The organism is Mesorhizobium sp. M0626, from assembly GCF_040320665.1.
Lineage (GTDB): Bacteria > Pseudomonadota > Alphaproteobacteria > Rhizobiales > Rhizobiaceae > Mesorhizobium.
This window is the reverse complement of record NZ_JAMYQD010000040.1, coordinates 1-20,279: the sequence shown is the minus strand read 5'-3', so window position 1 is coordinate 20,279 and position 20,279 is coordinate 1. Positions and strand designations below refer to the sequence as shown.

7 protein-coding genes are annotated in these 20,279 nt (G+C 64.6%); 5 read left to right on the top strand and 2 right to left on the bottom strand.

From position 1 onward, the window contains the following. Window positions 1-161 precede the first annotated feature (161 nt). A complete protein-coding gene (gene pbpC, locus NKI37_RS31160) occupies window positions 162-2,267 on the bottom strand; it encodes a penicillin-binding protein 1C (RefSeq protein ID WP_352791632.1) in 2,106 nt (701 codons plus the stop codon). An 83-nt stretch (window positions 2,268-2,350) separates the two neighbouring features. Continuing rightward, window positions 2,351-7,837, bottom strand: a complete 5,487-nt coding sequence (locus NKI37_RS31155) for an alpha-2-macroglobulin family protein (RefSeq protein WP_352791634.1) — start codon at window positions 7,835-7,837, stop codon at window positions 2,351-2,353. A 277-nt stretch (window positions 7,838-8,114) separates the two neighbouring features. Between NKI37_RS31155 and NKI37_RS31150 the strand changes: the two genes are divergently transcribed. The 5 genes from NKI37_RS31150 to NKI37_RS31130 form a co-directional block, all read left to right on the top strand. Next, a complete protein-coding gene (locus tag NKI37_RS31150; RefSeq protein WP_352791636.1) occupies window positions 8,115-10,043 on the top strand; it encodes an autotransporter assembly complex protein TamA in 1,929 nt (642 codons plus the stop codon). A gap of 2 nt (window positions 10,044-10,045) precedes the next feature. After that, on the top strand, window positions 10,046-16,093 hold the full coding sequence (locus tag NKI37_RS31145; protein WP_352791638.1) for a translocation/assembly module TamB domain-containing protein: 6,048 nt from the start codon (window positions 10,046-10,048) through the stop codon (window positions 16,091-16,093). A 252-nt stretch (window positions 16,094-16,345) separates the two neighbouring features. Next, window positions 16,346-17,998 (top strand): ABC transporter substrate-binding protein, encoded by a 1,653-nt coding sequence (locus tag NKI37_RS31140; RefSeq protein WP_023668187.1) that lies wholly within the window; start codon window positions 16,346-16,348, stop codon window positions 17,996-17,998. A gap of 223 nt (window positions 17,999-18,221) precedes the next feature. Continuing rightward, window positions 18,222-19,256, top strand: a complete 1,035-nt coding sequence (locus tag NKI37_RS31135; RefSeq protein ID WP_023668188.1) for an ABC transporter permease — start codon at window positions 18,222-18,224, stop codon at window positions 19,254-19,256. A 13-nt stretch (window positions 19,257-19,269) separates the two neighbouring features. After that, a partial coding sequence (locus tag NKI37_RS31130) for an ABC transporter permease (protein ID WP_352791640.1) occupies window positions 19,270-20,279 on the top strand: 1,010 nt, incomplete at its 3' end.

The following is a 20,279-nucleotide window of genomic DNA, read 5'->3' as shown; positions in this document are numbered from 1 at the left end:
CCCCCCCCCCCCCCCCCCCCCCCCCCCCCCCCCCCCCCCCCCCCCCCCCCCCCCCCCCCCCCCCCCCCCCCCCCCCCCCCCCCCCCCCCCCCCCCAGAGGGGGGTGCCTCGCGCCGGGTCTCGGGCGAAGAAGCCCAATCCCCTGAATCGCTTGGCGCCATCTATTCAACGAACACCTTCACGCTTGCCGCGCGTCCCACGGCGTCGATGACGGTGAGCGTCGAATAGCCGGCGCCGTCGGGCAGCCAGGTCGCAGTGCGGCGGCGGTCGATGCCGACGAGCGGCTTGCCATTGGCCAGCCAGCGGAACGGCGCGCGGCCGCCTTGCAGTTTCAGCACCAGCGGCGAGGCCTCGGCGGAATTGGTGGCGAGATCGACGCGGGCGCCGTTGGGCGGGAAAATGATCGTTGGCGCCGGTTCCGTCGGGCCTGCCTGCACCAGTCCGTCGGCGCCGGCGCCGAAGCGCCCCAATGTCACCGGCAGGTCTTCGCGCCTGGCCTTGAGGACACCGGCCGGCTGGCTGGGCAACGGGACGGCGGTGAGGCCGGAGCGGACGAAGCCCTCGAACAGGATGGGGGCGGCTGAGACATAGCCGGACAGGCCGGGCACCGCACCGGCATCGGCGCGGCCGACCCACACACCCAGCACGTAGCGGCCGTCGAAGCCGACCGACCAGGCATCGCGATAGCCGTAGGACGTGCCGGTCTTGTAGGCGATGCCGCGCTGCAAGGCGCCCTCGGGCGGCTTTACGCCCGACAATATGTCGGTGATCTGCCAGTTCGCCTGGGCGTCGAGGATGGTGGCGGTGGCGCGCTCGTCGTTGGCCGGCTCGGTGCCGTCATGGAGCGTGTTTGCCTTGCCGCCATTGGCGAGGCCGGTATAGAGCTGGACGAGATCGCGCAGCGTTACGCCGACGCCTCCGAGGCCGATGGCGAGGCCCGGCGCCTCGTTGACCGGTAGCACCGGGCTGACGCCGGCCTGGCGGAAGCGCGCCATCAGCCGTGCCGGGCCGACAGAGTCGAGCACGCGGATTGCCGGCACGTTGAGCGACAGCTGCAGCGCCTGGCGGATCGAGACATCCCCCTGATAGCCCATGTCGAAATTCTTTGGCCGGTAGCCGCCGAAATCGACCGGTCTGTCCTCGATCAGCATTTCCTGCGCCACCAGCCCCTGCTCGAAGGCGAGGCCATAGATGAACGGCTTAAGCGTAGAGCCGGGCGACCGCACGATCTTGGTCATGTCGATCCAGCCGGAACGGCTGGCGTCGAAGAAATCGGCAGAGCCGACTTCGCCGAGGATGTCACCGGTGCGGGCATCGGCCATCACCATGGCGACGGAGAGGCGCGGACCAAGCTTGATCGCGGCATCGCGCGCCACCTGCTCCAGCCCTTGCTGGACGCTTTTGCGGATCGTCAGCTGCAATGGCTTGCCGGGTACGGCCTTGGGAAGCATGGCATAGGCGGCATGCGGCGCCAGCGCCGGCAGTTTGCGGCGCAAGCCCGAGACATCATCGAGCGCTGCGCGCGCGGCCTCGCGCTCGCCAAGCAGGTCAGCCGACACCATGCGGGTCAGCACGCGGTCGCGGGCGGCATGAGCGATGGTGAGATTGCGGTCGGGCCGGCGCTTTTCCGGCAATTGCGGCAGCGCAACCAGCAGGGCGGCTTCCGAGACCGTCAGCCGCTTCGGCTCCTTGCCGAAATAGGCGAGCGAGGCGGCGCGCACGCCTTCGAGATTGCCGCCATAGGGCGCCAAGGTCAGGTAGCGTTCGAGGATCTCCTGCTTGGACAGGCGCCGCTCGATCTGGATGGCACGCAGCATCTGTTTGATCTTGGAGCCGAGGCTGCGGCTTTCGCGCGGCTCGATCAGTCGGGCAAGCTGCATCGACAAAGTCGAGCCGCCGGAGACGATATGGCCGCTGGTGGCGAACTGGCCGGCGGCGCGCGCGAGCGCCAGCACATCGACGCCATCATGGTCCCAGAAGCGCTTGTCTTCATAGGTGACCAGCATGTCGACGAACTGCTTGTCGACCTGGTCGAGATCAGTGTCGAGCCGCCAGTAACCGTCCGGCGTGGCGAAGGCGCGCAACAGCTGGCCGTCGCGGTCCTGGACCTCGGTGGAGACGGTGAGTTTTTCGGGCAGGGGTGGCGGGAAGGCGCGGTCGAGCTCCCAGAGAGAAGCGGCAGCGATCGCCGCAAAGCCGACGAGGGAGGCGGCGGCGATGCCTGTTCGACGGAGAAATTTTCTGGAGAGCATGGTGGTGCCCTTCATCCGCCTGCCGGCTCCTTCTCTCCGCATAGCGGGGAGAGGGAGATGGTCGCGGACATCGGCGTGTTCATCTTCGTCAAGGCGCCTTACGGCGCCTTGATCTCCATCATGCCGGTGGCGGTGCGGGCCGAATATTGCGGCCGGTACATGTCCTCCACCGTGGCTGCCGGATGGGCATAGGTGCCCGGCGTTACCGCACGCACGACGTAGGCCAGCATGATGTTGCGGTCGCCATCGCCGTCATTGGGATTGAATGCCGCGACAAAACGGTCGTCGCGGAATTCGAGATGGGCCGCGTCCGTTTGCGCCAGCCAGGTGAAGTTCGACAATTGGGCGCTGGAGACAAGGCCCGGATTGTCGATCTCGAAGCCGGCCGGCAACAGGTCGGTGATCAGCAGGCGCGAAGGCCAGCGGTTCTGCTCGTAAACCTTGAGCACGACCACGTAGCGTTCGTTCTGCGTCGCCTCGGTGACGTTGGCTTCGGTGCCATCGAGCTTGTAGTAGGTGCGGTCGATGGTGAAGCCGTCGCCGCCGGCCGGCAAGGGCTCTACCGGCGAGGCGACCGTGGTGACGACCGCCTGCAGCGGCGTGGCGCCGGTGTTGGCGATGGTCAGCGGGCTGTCGGCAATGTCGGTGCCGCTGAGGTGGTTGGAATATCCACCTGCATGCGGCGCGCCGTTGACCGAGAGCGTGATCGAGTCGTTGCCCGACTTCAGCGCGCGGGCCGCCAGAAGCATCCAGGACTCGTCCTGCGTGCTGGTCCAGCGGGCATCGGCGCGTTCCCTTGCCACCAGCCGGATCAGCTCCGGCACGATGGTCGGCACCGGCTTCGATTCGGCGGCGAGCGCCAGGATCGCGGCGCCATCACGCAGCCGCGAGCCATAGTCGGACCGGTAGTAGTCGTATTCGGTGGTCGACTTGGCCAGCTGCAGCGCCGTCTGGAAGGTTGCTTCCGAACGCTGCGCGTCGCCGTAGAGCGCCAGGCTCGCCGCCAACTGGGCGACGGCCATCGGGCTCGAGAAGGCTTCGAGCTTGGTGTCGGCGTAGTAGCGCAGATCGCCGACCGAGGCCTTCTTGTTGCGGGCCAGAACATAGAGCGCGTAGGCGATTTCGCTGCCGCGATCCTGGACGTCCTGGTCGTAACCGACCGAGTTTTGCAGATTGCTCAGCGCCTGGCTCATCGCCAGGGCCGGCACGTCGTAGTTCTGCTCGCGCGCCCGGGTCAGGAAGTCGGTGACGTAAGAGTCGAGCCACAGATCGCCGGAGCCCGGACCCCACAGGCCGAAGCTGCCGGCCGAAGCCTGGTAGCTCAGCACCTTGTAGATGGCGGCCTGCACGCGGCCGTGCAGTTCGGGATCGCTTTGCATGCCAACGCCGGACGCCAGATCGTTGACGTAGAGAAGCGGCATGGCGCGGCTGGTGGTCTGCTCGGCGCAACCATAGGGGTAGCGGTCGAGCGTCATCAGCAGTGACGGCACGTCGAAGGCCGCAGCCTGCGAAACGCCGACGCTGATCGAGGCGCCGTCGAGCAGGCTTGCCGCGAGCAGCTCCTTGTCGACGCGCAGCGAGCCGCCATTGCCCTTGAGGTCGACGACCAGACGGGTGGTGACCGGCAATTGCGCCGGACGCACCGGAACATACAGCGTCTGCTCGACGGCGGTGCCGTCGCCATGGGCGAGCTTGATGGTGATCGAGGCATTGCCCGCCGTCTGTGCAATCAGCGGCACGGTCAGCGTCTGGCGCTTGCCCTTGGCCAGCGTCAGCTTTTCGGGCAAGGGCTTGTCGCCGGTCGAGAGGTCGCCGGTCGTGGCGATCGACAGGGCATAGTCGCCCTCCGGACCGTCGGTGTCGGCGACGTCGAGCCGCATGATAGCTGCATCTCCAGGCGCCAGGAAGCGGGGCAGGCCGGCGGTGATCACCACCGGATCGCGCACGATGACATCGGTCGTGGCATGGCCGACGGCCTCCTTGGTCCAGGCGACGGCCATGACGCGCACGGTGCCGTTGAACTGCGGGATGTCGAAGTCGATCCTGGCCTTGCCGTCGGCGTCGAGCTGGACCGGGCCGGAGAAGAAGGCGACCAGCTTTTCGGTCGGGGGACTGCCTTGCGGCTGCATCGAGGCGCCGTCGCCGCCGGTCCTGAGCTTGCCGCTGGTGCCGAGCGAGCCGTCGATGAGACGGCCATAGATGTCGCGGACTTCGAGCCCGAGCATGCGCTGGCCGAAATACCAGCCCTCCGGATCCGGCGCCTTGTAGTTGGTGAGGTTCAAAATGCCGACATCGACGGCAGCGACCGTGACATAGGCATTGCTGCCCGGCGCTACGCCAGCGACCGAAACCGGGATCGACAGCTGCTGGCGCGGCATCGTCTTGTCCGGCGGCGTCAGGGTGACGGCGAGCTTTTTCGAGCCTGGGTCGACCGTCAGCCATTTTACGCCGATGGCGCGCGCCGGCATGCGGGTTTCCTGCGCATCGCCGGGCCGGAACAGGGTTGCGGTGATGTAGGCGCCGGCGCCCCAGTCGTCGCCGACCGGGATCTCGACCGTGCTGCCGCCGGCCGGCACGGTTGCCGTGACGGTCTTGAGCAGCTTGTCGGCGCCGATGGTGACCAGCAGTTCGCCGGCAAAATGCGGCGACACTTTCAGCTTGGCCACGTCGCCGGCGGCATAGCTGTCCTTGTCGAGAGCGATCTCGAGCCCGTCAGGCGTTTCGGTGGAGGTCGAGGAGACATACCAGCCGGCGTCGAACTCATAGCTGGTCGCCGGGCCCTCGGGATCGGCAGTCTCGATCTCGAGACGGTACTGGCCCCAGTCGACCGGCATCGTCACGGTCGCCTCGGCATCGGCGCTGAGATCGACCTGGCCGTTGGCGATCGACTTGGTGAAGGTGACCGGTTCGTAGTTCCACGAGTTGTTGTTGCGATACCACTGGTAATTGCGTTCGACCTTGACCAGCGACCACTGCGCGCCCTTCAGCGTCTCGCGCTTGCCGTCGGGATCGACCGCGATGAGGCTGAATTTGGCGGTGCCGCCCTGCGGCACCTCATTGTCGGCGAAATCCGGACGAATGCCGATCATGTGGCCTTGCGGGCGGATGCCGATGTTGAGCGAGCGCTCGATGGCGCGGCCGCCGGTTTCGCGCATGCGAACCGTGACCTTGGCGTCGACCAGCTTGGTGGTCGCGGGCAATTGGTCGACCGTGACCGGGAAGGTCGCCTTGCCGTCGTCGCCGACCACCGGCAGACCGGTGAACGGGGTGACCGAAGGCTCGGCCGACTGCTCGTCGGCAAGGCCGAACGAATAGCCGGCGAAACGGTCCCAGTCGCGCGCCGTCGACAGCGTCAGCTCGCCTTCGAGCGCGAGGCCGGCGGCCGGCGCGCCATAGAGGAAGCGGCCGTCAATGTCGATGTTGGCGGTTTCGCCCTGTGCGATCTCCTGCTTGTCGGACTTCATGTCGAACTCGATGCGATCCGGCACGAAGTCTTCGACCAGGAACATCTGGCTGGAAACGGCCGCCTGCTTGGGATCGGTATAGATCGACACCGTCCAGGTGCCGCGCATGGCGTTGGCTTCCAGCGGCAGGTCGACGGCATAGCCGCCGGCCGAGACGCCATCGGCAACGATGCGGCGGTTCTCGACGCCGTCGGGACGGGTGAAGATGAAGGTCAGCGGCAGGTTTTCCACCGCTTTGGAGGCGCCGTCGCGGGCAAGGGCTGCGACATGCACATCCTCGCCGGCGCGGTAGATGCCGCGTTCGGTCCAGGCATAGACATCGAGCGCGCCCGGTGCGGCGCGTCCGGCGACGCCGCGATCGGACAGATCGAAGCCGGCGCGGCCCATGTCGAGGAAGACGAAATCGTTGTCGCCCTGCTTGGCCATCAGAACGGCCGGCACCATGCCGCCGTCGCCGCGCGTCAGGCCGGGGTTGAAGACAGCATGGCCTTCGGCGTCCGACGTGGCTGTGCCGAGGATTTCATTGTTCCTGGCCAGCAGCGTCAGTTCGGCGCCGGCGATCGGCTTGGCGGTTCCGAGCGAGCGGGCAAAGACATTGAGGCCATCCTGGCCGGTATAGGTCGACAGGCCGATGTCGGAGACGACGAACCACTGCGTGGCAAGCGAATTGTAATTGTCCTCGTCATTCTCGTTTACCGCTTGCGCGGTCAGCACGTAGACGCCGGGCTTGCGCTGCGGCAAGGCTTCGTCGACCGGGAACGACGTCGTGACGTCCTTGTTGAGGTCGTTGGCGATATCGAGCTGGCCCTGCCAGACCGGCTCACCCATCTGGTCGGAAATGCTGGAGATATCATAGCCGTCGAGCTGCTTCAGGAACTGATAGCCGGATAGAAGCTGCGCCAGCGAACGATCGCCGATGCGGTAGAGCTTCATCTCCGCGGTGTTCATGTTGACGGTGACGACCGGGATGCCGCGGCGGGCGCCGGCGGGCAGCACGAAGCTGTCGCCGGTGAAGCGGGCGGACGGCGCACGGTCCTGCACATAGATCGACAGCACGACCGGAGCGGCGGTGACCTCGCCAATGGCGGCCGGCAGACCGGCGCGGAAGGTCACTTCGTAATGTTGGCCGTGCTCCAGGCCTTCGACGCAGATCTGCTTGTCCTTGGCCTCGACGCCCTTGGGCGGCTGGTTGTCGACGGTGACGAACTGGGCGTAGTCGACGCCGGTCTTGACCAGCTCCTCGGAAAACTGCGCGCAAATGCGCGGCGCGCTGGTGTCGGCGTCGATCGAGTGATCGATGACGCGGAAGCCCTTGCGGGCCTTGAGATCCTCATATTCGGCCTTGACCGCCGGCGAACTGACCAGCGCGAGGCTGGCTTCATAAGCCTGCAGGGCCGGACGGTAGAGATCGCGGCGGTCGAGGCCGTTGCCGAGCAGCGCCAGCACTTCGGCGCGGGTCTTGGTGGTGCGCAGCAACTTGTAGGCATTGATGGCGGCGGAGGTGCCTTTGACCGGCAGATTGTAGGATTCGGAGGTGCCGCTGGCCGGCTGTATGGCAAGCGTTTCACGCGCCAGACCGAGCCAAAGCTGGCCGTCGTCAGGCAGGACCGAGACCGCGGCCTCGTATTTGTTCATGGCCTGGCCATGGTCGCCGGTCAGTGCAGCCTGTTCGGCGGCGGCGCGGAGTGATTCCAGCCCGTCGGTCGGCTTGTCATAGGCCGGATCGGTCAGCTTGTTGCGGTATTGCTGGGCCTGGTCGGCCATCCAGTTGGGGAAGAAGGCGAGTTCCGGCGGGGCGCCGATATCGGGGTCGCCATCGACTTTGACGACCTTGCCCGCGACCGCGCCGCTGAAGGATTTCAACTGGTTATAGTCGGATTTTAGGAAGCACCATTTGGCCTTGTTGTTGTAAGTAAAGGCGCGGCAGGCGGGGTCGCCGAGGCATGTCGTCTTGCACTGATCGAGGCTGACATTCTGGTCCGATCTGAGATCGAAGCCGAAATAGTCGGAATTATTTGAGGTCACCACCCGGCGGGCTTCGGCCGCTTGCGCTACAGACCCCCAGGCGAAAATGAGAAGAATCAAGATCGACAGACCACGAGCCGCCGCGCGCATCGCCATAACACCCTCCAGACACTGCTACGTCCGCGGCATGTTCAAGCTTCAGTCAAGCTTGTCAACACGAGGACGGGCAGGTTTCCGCCCGCCAACGGTTCCCAAACCGGCCAATGACCGGTATGCCGATAGTTCATCCACGGGAAAGGGATCACGCTTTCTTGCGAAAACGCAGAAGGTGTGAATTCCAAGCCCTGCCTATTTCAGACAATTGGATTGTGGCCCCTTTACGAGCGCTTCAAAACTTCATTCCAATTTTAGTTTTGTAACCTAGGTTGTCCTGATGCCGGCGTATGAAGCGCAGATGTCGAAGGTAAGTGCGCCACGGCGCACGCTTTCGCGCGCGCTGATTGTGGCGTTGGCGTGCTCGAGCGTGCTCGTTGCCGAATCGGGGTCGGCGGCCGCCTTCGAGCTCTTCGGCATCAAATTGTGGGGCTCTTCGAATGACGAGGACGCCGATATCGTCGACCCGCTGCGCTATGCGGTGACCATCGAAGCGCCCGATGCCGACAAGGACTTGGTCAAGAAGCTCGAAAACGCCTCGTCGCTGAAATCCGACGAGGACCGCCCGGTTTCCGGCTCGCTCGGCCTTTTGGCAAAGGCGCGTAGCGACCGCGAACAGCTGGTCGCCGCGCTTTATGCCGACGCCCGTTATGAAGGCGTCGTCACCATCACCATCCAGGGCAAGGTGCTCGACGATTTGCCGCCCGATGCCGAATTTACAGCTCCGCAGCCGGTGCCGGTGGTGATCAGCATTTCGAGCGGGCCCAAATTCACACTTGGCAATATCAGGCTGGAGGGCGATGCCGCCGGGCTGGCGAGCGCCGATTTCGGGCTGATAGCCGGCGGCGATGCCGGCTCGGGCGCCGTGCTCAAGGCCGAGGCGCTGATCGTGCGGGCGCTGAAGCAGGAGGGCCGGCCGCTGGCCCGGATCACCGACAGGCAGGTCGTGGCCGAGCACACCACCTCGACGCTCGACGTGACGCTGACGGTGGCCGCCGGGCCGGTTGCCGGTTACGGCGACACCACCGTCGATGGCACCGAGAAGGTCGATCGCGAGTTCACCGAATATATGACCGGGCTGAAACGCGGCCGGCAATATTCGCCTGACGAGATCGACGATGCCCGCGACCGGCTGCTGAGGCTCGAAGTGTTCAACAGCGTGACGCTGAAGGAAGCCGACAGTCTTGACCCCGACGGCAACATTCCGATCGGCGTTCAGGTCAGCGAGCGCAAACCACGCTATTTCGGCGTCGGCGGCACTTTCTCCAACACCGAAGGGCTAGGCCTGGAAGGCTATTGGGGCCACCGAAATCTGTTCGGCCGGGCCGAAAAGCTGCGCATCGAGGGCAAGATCAGCGGCATCGGCAGCAACGATCTCAGCGAGCTCAACTACAATGCCGGCCTCATGTTCGAGAAGCCGGGGGTGGTCGGGCCGGCCTCGAAATTCATCGCCAGCGTCAAGACCGTACTCGAACATCCCGACGCCTACGACCATTTTTCGGTCAAGGGCAGCACCGGCCTGTCCTATGAGATCGACAAGAAGCAGACGGTTTCGGCTGAAATCGCGCTCGACTACTCCAGGATCACCGACGCCTTCGGCAAGCACAAATACCTGATCGCCAGCATTCCGCTGCAATATGTCTACGACAACAGGGACAACCGGCTCAACCCGACCAGCGGCTTCAGGGTTCTGGCCTATGCCGAACCGAGTTACGACATTCTGAGCGGCGCCGCCTTCCTCAAGCTCAGGGGCGAGGGGTCGGCCTATCAGTCGCTCGACACGGCCTCGAAATTCGTGCTTGCCGAACGCGTCGCGCTGGGTTCGATCGTCGGCACCGGCCTTCAGAACGTTCCAGCCGACAGGCGCTTCTATTCCGGCGGTGGCGGCTCGGTGCGGGGCTATGCCTATCAGGGCATCGGACCGAAGGACATCGACAATCAGCCGATCGGCGGGCTTTCCTTCTTCGAAACATCGGTCGAAATGCGCATTGCTCTGACCGACACGATCGGCATCGTGCCGTTCGTCGACGCCGGCACTGTCTCGACCACAGCGACGCCGGACTTTTCAGACGTGAAGGTCGGCGCGGGCGTTGGCCTGCGCTACATCACGCCGTTCGGGCCGCTGCGCATCGACGCCGCCGTGCCGCTCAACCGCGACCGTGGCGACCCGCGTTTCGGCATCTATGCCGGGATCGGACAGGCGTTCTGACGATGAAGATTTTGAAACGCATCCTTCGCCTGTTTTTCTACACGCTGCTGATAGTGGCGGCGGCGGGCATCGGCGCGTTGGTCGTGCTGACCAAGACCGAGCGCGGCCGCGAAAATCTCGCCGGCATCATCTCTGACATGGCCTCGTCAGGGGACAGCAAAGTCACGGTCAGCGGCATTAACGGTATCTGGTCCGGCGCGCTGACGGTCGACCATGTCGTGCTGGAAGACCGCGAGGGCGCCTGGCTGGTGGCCCGCAAGGTGGCCGTCGACTGGTCGCCGCTGGCGCTGTTGTCGAAGAATTTCAGCGCCGACCGCATAGCGGCCGAACGGATAGAACTGGCACGGCTGCCTATGGCGAGCACCGAGCCGAGCAAGAGCGGGTCGACCGGCCTGCCGGTTTCGCTTGATATCAGAGCGATCGATTTGCCGGAGATCGCGCTCGGCCAGCAACTTGCCGGCAGCGGCATTGCCGAACTTGCGGCCAAGGGATCGGCCAAGGTCGATGCGTCGCCGCTGGCGATCCAGACGGTGCTCAACGTTACCCGCCATGACGGCAAGCAAGGCAATGTCGACGCCAACATCCACTTCGCGCCGGATGAAAACAAGCTCGACCTCGATCTCAAGGCTTCCGAGCCGGCCGGCGGCATCATCGCCAACCTGCTCAAGCTACCCGGCGCGCCGCCGGTCAACATCGTCGTCTCGGGCACCGGGCCGCTGGCCAACTGGAGCGGCATCGGCACCTTCATGGTCGACGGTCAGATCGTTACCCAGCTCACCGGCCGGCACCAGCTCACCGACAAGGGCAACCGGATCGAGGCCAAGGGCGACGGTTCGTTCGAAGGCTTCCTGCCGGAACGGTTCAAGTCGCTGTTTGCCGGCAAGACCAGCTTCGACCTAGCCGGCACCGCGACCGCGACCGGCGGCGTCGACATCGAGCGCGCTGCGATCGAGAGCGACGCAGTTCATGGTACCGCTGCCGGCATGGTCGACCCCAAGGGCGCCAGCGACCTTTCGGTCGAACTCGTGGCCAAAGCCAAGCCGGTCACGGTCAATGTCGGTACCCAGGCGCAGCCGATCATGGTGGCCATCAACAATGTGACCGCGCGCGCCTTCGGTGACGGCAAGGCGCCGATGATTGACGCCAGCGCTTCACTGGTGTCGGTGGTGGCGGGCGGCTCTCAGGTGAACAATCTGGATGCGAAGATCCATTCCGACGGTTTCGACATCGAGAGCCGCAGCGGCCCGGTCAGTGTAAGTCTGGCGGCCGCCGGGCTGAAGACCGACGTGGCGACGCTGGCGCCGCTGATCACCGGCAAGCTGACGGCCTCTCTTGCCGGCTCGATCAGCAAGGACGAGATTTCCCTCGACGAAGGCACGCTGCGCAGCGATGCTCTCAATGCCGGGCTGACGGCCAAGGTGACGCTGGCCGATCTCGCCATGACGCTGAAGATGAATGCCGATGCTGTGTCGACGGCGCTGCCGCCGCAGATCAGTTCGCTGCTTGGCGAACGGGTCAAATTCTCGGCGACCGCGACGCGCGATCCGCAGGGCTCTTTCGCCGCCAACTCGATCGAACTCACTTCCGGTTCGCTGAGCGCCAGCGGCACCGCCAGCGCGCAAGGCAGCGATATCCAGGCCGACATCAAGGGCAAGCTCGGCGACGTCTCGGTGCTGTCTTCGCTGGTCGGCGTGCCGGTCGCCGGCGGGGTCGATTTCGCGCTGACGGCAAGCGGCGCGCGCAACGCACCGGATTTCTCGGTTTCGGCCGACAGTGCCAGCCTGACGGCCTCCGGCCGCACGGTCAAGGACATCAAGCTGACCGCATCGGGCAAGGCCGACATTGTGAGCCCGGCCGCAGATATCTCGCTGACCGGCGCGGTCGACGAACAGCCGCTCGCCATCAAGGCGGCGCTGGTGACGAGCGATGGCAAGCGCTCCATCAAGGGGCTCAGCGTAGCGCTGGGCGACAACAAGGTGTCGGGCGACCTCACGCTCGATGAGAAATTCCTGCCGCTGGGGACGCTGACGATCTCCGCGCCCGATATCGCGCCGCTGGCGTCGCTGGCCGGGCAGACGGCGGCCGGCGATATCGGCGGCACCGTGGTGTTCGCCAAAGACGGCGAGGCTCCCACTGTCACCATCAATGCAGCCAGCGTGTCGATCGCGCGCGGTGATGTGGCAGCCAAGGCAGTCACCGTCAGCGCACTGATCGCCAACTATCTCAACAGCCCTGCGATCTCCGGCACGATCAAGGCCGACAGCGTGACCTCGGGAACGACCGTCGTCAGCGGCATCGGCGTCGACCTCAAGCGTGACGGCGACTGGACGAATTTCACCGGCGGCGCGACCATATCAGGCATTCCGGCGACAGCTGCCGGGCGGGCGAAGATTGCCGGCGGCGCGACCAGCGTCGAGATCGCGTCCGGCGAGGCGACGGTGCGCGGCATCAAGGTGGCGATCGCCGAGCCGTCGAGCCTGACCATTGCCGATGGCATCACCAACATTCAAAGGCTGGTAGTCGATCTCGGCGGCGGCTCGGTGACGCTGTCGGGCACGGCGGGCCAGACGCTCGATCTGGCGGCGACCTTCTCGGCGCTGCCGGCTGCGCTTGCCAATGGCTTTTCGCCCGGCCTCGATGCCGCGGGCACGCTCGACGGCACGGCGCAAATCACCGGGCCGTCAGCAAATCCCGACATTCGCTTTAATGCAAAACTGGCCGGCGCCGAGACCAGCCAGACCCGTCAGGCCGGGCTCGGACCGCTCGATGTCGATGCGGCCGGCAGCTATTCGACGGCCGGCGGCGTTGTGCTGGATCAGGCGACGCTGTCGGGCCAAAAAATCTCCGGCAAGGCAGCCGGCACCGTCAACCCGAACGGCGCCAGCGATTTCGCGCTCGATCTGACATCGTCCGGTCCGAGCCTGCCGTTGACGCTGGGCAGCGCGGAAAGCCCGATCAAGCTCGAATTGCAGGCGCTGTCGGTGAAGGCGGCCGGGCAGGCTGCGCAAGCCAAGCTCGACATCTCGGCGGTACTGCCTTCGGTGGCGACGGATGACGCCAAGGTCGAGGGCATTGCGCTTGCGCTGCATTCCGATGCATTTGATATGAAAAGCCGAACCGGTCCGATCTCGGGCACGGCGACGGCGGACAAGATCGGTCTGGACAATCCGACCATCGCGCCGCTGATCGCCGGCAAGATCACCGCCAAGATCGCCGGCACCCTGGCGGCGGACGCGATCACCATCGACAGCGGCTCGGTGCAGGCCGATGCGCTGGGCAGCGCCTTCAATGGCCGTGTCGGCTTTGCCGATGGAGCAATCGACCTCAACCTCAACGCCGACGTGCTGTCGGCGGCGTTGCCGGCGGCGGCGCGCAGCGTGCTGGCAGAGCGCACGCAGCTCAGCGCCACGCTGAAGCGGGATGCCAATGGCAATTTCAGCGCCAATCCGGTCAGACTGGTGTCGGGCGCACTGACCGCGGACGGTCAGGCCAGTCTCGCCGACAACAAGCTCAGCGCAGATATCAAGGGTGCACTGGCCGACATCTCACTGTTGTCGAAAGATGCCAAAGGCGCGATCAGCTTCGCACTCAGCGCGCAGGGGCCTAGCCTGGCGCCGGACCTGTCGCTGACAGTCAACAGCGACCGGCTGCTGGTGGCGGAACGCGAAATCACCGGGTTGAAGCTGACCGCCACCGGCAAGGCCGACGCCGCCAATCCGGCGGCCAATGTGCAACTGACCGGCAATGTCGCAGGGCAGGCGCTGCAAGGCAGCGCGGTGCTGGCGACGGCCGACGGCAAGAGCGCCATCAACGGCCTGCTGCTGTCGCTCGGCAACAACAAGATCTCCGGCGACCTTGCGCTCGACGAGGCTTTCGTGCCGGTCGGCACCATCGCGCTCGACCTGCCGGATATCGGGCCCCTGGCGGCGCTGGCGCTGGAAAAGGCCGAAGGCGACGTGCGCGGCACCATCGCCTTCTCAAAGACCGCGGATGGCCCGAACGTCGCCGTCAAGGCTGCGACCGCTTCGATTACGCACGGCGACCTGCAGGCGAAGACGGTGTCGATCGATGCGCTGGTCGCCAACTATCTCGCCGCGCCGGTCATCTCGGGCAAGATTCGCGCCGACAGCGTCATTTCCGGCGGCACCGCCATCAGCGGCATCGATGTCGATTTGAAGCGCGACGGCGACTGGACCGGGTTTTCCGGCGGCGCCACCGTCAAGGGCATTCCGGCGAAGGCTGCGGGCAGGGTAAAGGCGGCTGGCGGCACCACCACCATCGAACTCGCTTCCGGCCAGGCCACGGTGCAGGGCATCAAGGCGGCCATCGCCCAGGCCTCGACCGTCAGCATCGCGAACGGCACCATGACGCTGGACAAGCTGGTGCTCAATCTCGGTGGCGGCACGGCGACGGTGACCGGCAAGGTCGGGCAGGCACTCGACATCAGCGCCGCGCTGTCGAAGGTGCCGGCCTCACTCGCCAACAGTTTTTCGCAGGGCCTCCAGGCCGCCGGTTCGATTTCGGGAACAGTCGAGGTAACCGGCGCGCCGGGCAATCCGGCTGTCGCTTTCGATATCGATGCTGGTGGGGTGCAGACCTCGCAGACGCGCAGCGCCGGTCTTGGCGGCATGAATATCTCTTCGTCGGGAACATTCGCCGGCAAGAAGCTCACCTTCAACGCCGACATCAGCGACGGCGCCGGGCTTGGCCTCAAGGGCGGCGGTACGGTGACGACGGCCGGCACACCAGCGCTGGTGCTCGACTTCAACGGCAAGGTGCCATTTTCCTTCCTGGCCGCCAAGCTTGCGGCGCAAGGGCTGTCGCTCAGCGGCACCGCCAACGTCAATATCCAGATGCGCGGCCCGGCGGCGTCGCCGGTGATCGGCGGCACGGTCAGCACGTCGGGCGCCCGCCTGGTCGACGCGCGTTCCGGCCTTGCCGTCAACGACATTGCCGCCGACATTTCGATCGGCAACGGCGTTGCCCGGATCAACCGGCTGACCGGCACGCTGTCGACACGCGGCAGCCTGTCGGCCTCCGGCACCCTCGGCATCAATCCGGCGCAAGGTTTCCCAGCCGATTTGTCGATCAAGCTGGTTGACGGCCGCTATACCGACGGCAGGGTGGTGACAGCCAATCTCGGCGGCGACCTGACCATCAAGGGGCCGCTCACCTCTGCGCCGGTGATTTCGGGCACCGTCAACCTGGCCAAGACCGTCATCACCGTTCCCGATAAGCTGCCGGGCTCGCTGGCAGCGCTCGGTGTCAAGCACAAGAACGCGCCCGCCTCCGTGCGGGCGCAGGACAAGGCCTTGCGACCGGCGGCGGCCAGCGGGGGTGGCGGCAGTGGACTTGTCCTCGACGTCACGGTCAATGCGCCGAACCAGATCTTCATCCAGGGCAGGGGTGTCGATGCCGAGTTCGGCGGTTCGCTGAGGCTGACCGGCCCGGCGGCTTCGCCGCAGGCGGTCGGCACCTTCACCTTGCAGCGTGGGCGGCTGTCGATCCTCGGCAAGCGGCTGACCTTTACCGAAGGCACGGTCGGCTTTTCGGGCTCGCTGGTGCCCTACCTCAACTTGACCGCGACATCGACCACGACCAGCGCCACCGTCACCATCGTCGTCTCGGGCGAAGCGACCAATCCGAAATTCGACTTCTCATCGGTGCCGGCGCTGCCCGAGGACGAGGTGCTGGCGCAGCTGATTTTCGGCCGCTCTATGTCGAACCTGTCGCCGCTTCAGATCGCGCAGTTGGCCGAGGCCGCCGGCCAACTGGCCGGCGTCGGCGGCTCGACCTCGCTGCTCGAAAACCTGCGCAGTGCAATCGGCGTCGACGACCTGGATGTGACCACCGATGACCAGGGCGGCACCGCCGTGTCGGCGGGCAAGTACCTCAATGACCGCACCTATGTGACGATCCAGAAAGGCGACAGGCCAGGATCGGGCAAGGCGACGATCGACCTCAATGTGGGACGCGGCGTCAAGCTGCGCGGCGAGGCCAACGATGGCGGCGAGGCCAAGGGCGGCATATTCTACGAAAAGGAATATTGAGTTCCTGGCCCTTACCGCCACCGGAACTGGCGCTGTCTCAACCCGCCCAAATGTATCAATTACTCGCCTAAGCAGATTCCGGCGGAATCTGGGCGCGCTAGCACTTTTGCGCCAAGTCTGTCGTTATCACGCGAACCGCTCCCTTTTCAAAGTTGCACATTCCCTAACAGGTTCCGTAGCCATGCCGTCTTTGACATCACGGCAGGGATGCGGAATGTTAAAAGGCGGAAAGCCAACAATGGGAGTTAAGGTATGACAAATTACAAGAGTAATGGCGATCGCGTTCCCGATCACATCCTGGCCATGGCCGAAGAAGCCAAGGCAGGCAAAGTCGATCGCCGCGAGTTCCTCGCCATGGCGAGCGTGTTCGGCGCGTCGACTGCGATGGCCTACGGCATGCTCGGCGTAGCCGTGCCGACCCAAGCCAGGGCCGAAGAGGTGCAGGGCAAGAAGGGCGGCATCCTTAAAGTCGCGCAATGGGTCAAGGATCCCAAGGATCCGCGCAAGGCCGACTGGTCGGAAATCGCCAATGCCGAGCGTCAGGCGCTTGAGCCGCTGGTCAAGTACACCAGCGAATACACGTTCCGCCCGTACCTTCTGGAGAGCTGGGAGGTCAACGACGACGCCACCGAGTACACGCTGCATGTGCGCAAGGGTGTGACCTGGTCGAATGGCGATGCCTTCACCGCCGATGACGTCATCTTCAATCTCAAGCGCTGGGCCGACAAGAAGGCCGAGGGCAATTCGATGCCTGGCCGTCTCGGCACGCTGGTCAAGGACGACAAACTCGACGAAAGCGCCGTGACCAAGGTTGACGACCACACCGTCAAGCTGAAGCTCGGCAAGGCCGACATCGCGCTCATTCCGAACATGTGCGATTATCCCGGTCTCATCGTCCACAAGAGCTTCGACGAGAAGGGCGGCGACTTCAAAGCCTGCCCGATCGGTACCGGTCCGTTCGAGCTCGTCTCCTACGATGTCGGCCAGAAGGTGGTCTACAAGCGCCGCGAGGACAACAAGTGGTGGGACGGCGAGGTGTTCCTCGACGGCATCGAATTCGTCGACTACGGCACCGATCCGGCAGCCATGGTCAGTGCCTTCGAGGCGGGCGAAGTCCATACCAATTTCGAGACCTCGGCCGACTATGTGTCGATCCTCGACGGACTGGACCTGGTCAAGTCCGAAATCGTCACCGCCTCGACCATCGTGTGCCGCACCAACATCAACAACAAGCCTTACGGCGATCAGAAGGTGCGCAACGCGCTGCAGTTGGCGGTCGACAACAATGTCGTTCTGCAGCTTGGCTACGGAAATGCCGGCACGGTGGCTGAAAACCACCATGTCTGCCAAATCCACCCGGAATATTACGAGCTGCCCAAAGTCGCTCGCGATCCGGCCAAGGCCAAGGCGCTGATGGCGGAAGCCGGCCAGGCCGACTTCGAGCATGAGCTGATCACGGTCGACGAAGACTGGCACAAGAATACCGGCGACGCCATCGCCGCGCAGATGCGCGACGCCGGCCTCAAGGTAAAGCGCACGGTGCTGCCGGGCTCGACGTTCTGGAACGACTGGACCAAGTACCCGCTGTCGATGACCAACTGGAACATGCGCCCGCTCGGCGTTCAGGTTCTGGCGATCGGCTATCGCACTGGCGAGGCGTGGAACGAGTCGGCCTATTCCAACCCCGAATGGGATGCCAAGCTCAATGCAGCATTGGCTGTCGCCGATGCGGCCAAGCGCAAGGAAATGATGAAGGACATCGAGCAGATCCTGCAGGATTCCGGCATCATGATCCAGCCATACTGGCGCAAGCTCTACAGCCACTCGGTCAAGGCGGTGCAGAATTACAAGATGCATCCGACCTTCGAGCGCGACTACGGCAAGGTCTGGCTCGACCAGGCGTGATTGGAACGTCAGGGAAGGGGCGCTTCGCTCCTTCCCGTCACGCCTCGCATGGCCCAGAACCGGAAGCCGCCGCAGCAAAAAGTTGCGGACTCTCCTGAAAGACCGTTCAATAAAACTGGGTTGATTGCATCCGAGTGCCGATTTGACGGCCAACTCTGCCGGCAACGGCAAAGCTGGTTTTTCGAACTGGCTCCAACCCCAACCAGACCGGCAGGGGACCGCCATGCTTTCTTTCGTAATCCGGCGTCTCGGCACCATGGCATTGACGATGCTGTGCCTGACGATGATCGTCTTCTTCCTGATCAACCTCGAGCCTAATTTGAAGAAGCTGGCGATCAGCCAGACCGAAATGCACACATCGGCCGAACAGCTCGAAAGCTGGCTGGTCAACCATGGCTACCGGCAGAACTTCTTCGTGCGCTACGGGCAATGGCTGGGCGTCGTCCCGAAGCAACCGGTGACCGATCCGGCGACCGGCAAGCCGACGCAGCGTTTCTCCTTCTGCAACGATCCGCTGGAGCCGAAATTCTCCGGCATCCTGGAAGGTGATTTCGGCTGCTCGACCAAGTTCAAAACCTCCGTTGCGTCAAAGCTCTTCCCCGCACTCGCCGCCACCGGTATCCTGATGCTCTGTGTGCTGTTGGTGATGGTGCCAATTTCGCTGCTGATTGGCATCCTGGCCGGCATGCGCGAGGGCTCGCGAACGGACCGAACGCTGTCCGTCGCATCGATCGCGTCGACCGCGACGCCCGAATATGTGTCCGGCGTCATCTTCACCGTCATCTTCGCCTCCTGGCTCGGCTGGCTGAACGGTTCGGCCGCCTCGGCAAGCCAGGGCATCACCTTCTACAATTTCACCCTGCCGGTGATGACGCTGGCGATCTACGGCATCGGCTACATCGCCCGCATGACACGCGCCTCGATGGTCGAGGTGATGACGCAGCAATATATCCGCACCGCCCGGCTGAAAGGGCTTTCCTTCGGCAGCGTCGTCGTCAAGCACGCGCTGCGCAATGCGCTGATTGCGCCGTTCACCGTCATCATGCTGCAATTTCCCTGGCTGCTTACCGGCGTCGTCATCGTCGAGGTGATGTTCCGCTACCAGGGCTTTGGCTACACGCTGGTCGAGGCCGCCGGCAACAACGACATCGATCTGCTGCTTGGCTGTTCACTGGTCTCGGTGTTCATCGTGCTGATCACGCAGCTCATTTCGGATGTCGGCTACGCGTTCCTCAATCCGCGTATCAGAGTTCAATAGGGGGCTGGGGCAGATGCAGGTCGAATATATCGGTGCCTTCAATGTCGTGCTCGGCGTGATTGGGCGTTTCTGGCCAGTCTGGTTAGGGCTTGCCCTGGTGATGGGGGTGAGCTTCACCTACAAGAAAAGGCTCGGCCTCTACGGCCAGTTGTTCGATAGCGGCGTCGGCATAGTCGGTGTCGGCATCTGCCTGTTCTGGCTGTTCACGGCAATCTTCGCGTCGACCGTCGCGCCCTTCGATCCGCTCGCCCAGGTCCCGATCATGAAGGATGCGCTGCCGGGCGCGCTCGAGCCGGTATCGAAACTCATCTACTATTTCGGCGGCGACAAGCTCGCCCGCGATGTCTTTTCGCGCATGGTCTATGGCAGCCAGATCGTGCTGATCATCGCACCGGCGGCGACCGGTTTCGCGCTGATGGTCGGCATCACGCTCGGTCTGCCCGCCGGTTACTATGGCGGCCGGATCGACACCGTGCTGTCGTTCCTAGCCAATCTGGTGCTGGCCTTCCCGGTGATCCTGCTGTTCTACCTGCTGGTGACGCCCGGCATCATGGATACGCCCATCCCCTACGCCATGGCCGGGTTGTTCTTCCTGTTCCCGATCATATTCTTTTCCGTGCTGTTCTGGACGCGCTACAAGAACCGGCCGGACCGCCTCTATATATTGCTCGGGCTGACGCTGATCATCGGCGGCTGGGTCTATGCCGGCCTGGTCTTCGATGCCGATCCGTTCAAGATCATCCACATCGACCCCAACCAGCTCAATATCTTCGTGGCGGTGGTGTTCGCCTCCAGCCCCGGCGTGTTCCGCATCGTGCGCGGCCTGGTGATGGACATCAAGACGCGCGACTATGTGGCGGCGGCGCAGACGCGCGGTGAATCGCCCTGGTACATCATGCTGTGGGAGATCCTGCCCAATGCGCGCGGGCCGCTGATCGTCGATGCCTGCCTGCGCATCGGCTACACCACGATCCTGCTCGGCACGCTCGGCTATTTCGGGCTGGGCCTGGCGCCGGAGAGCCC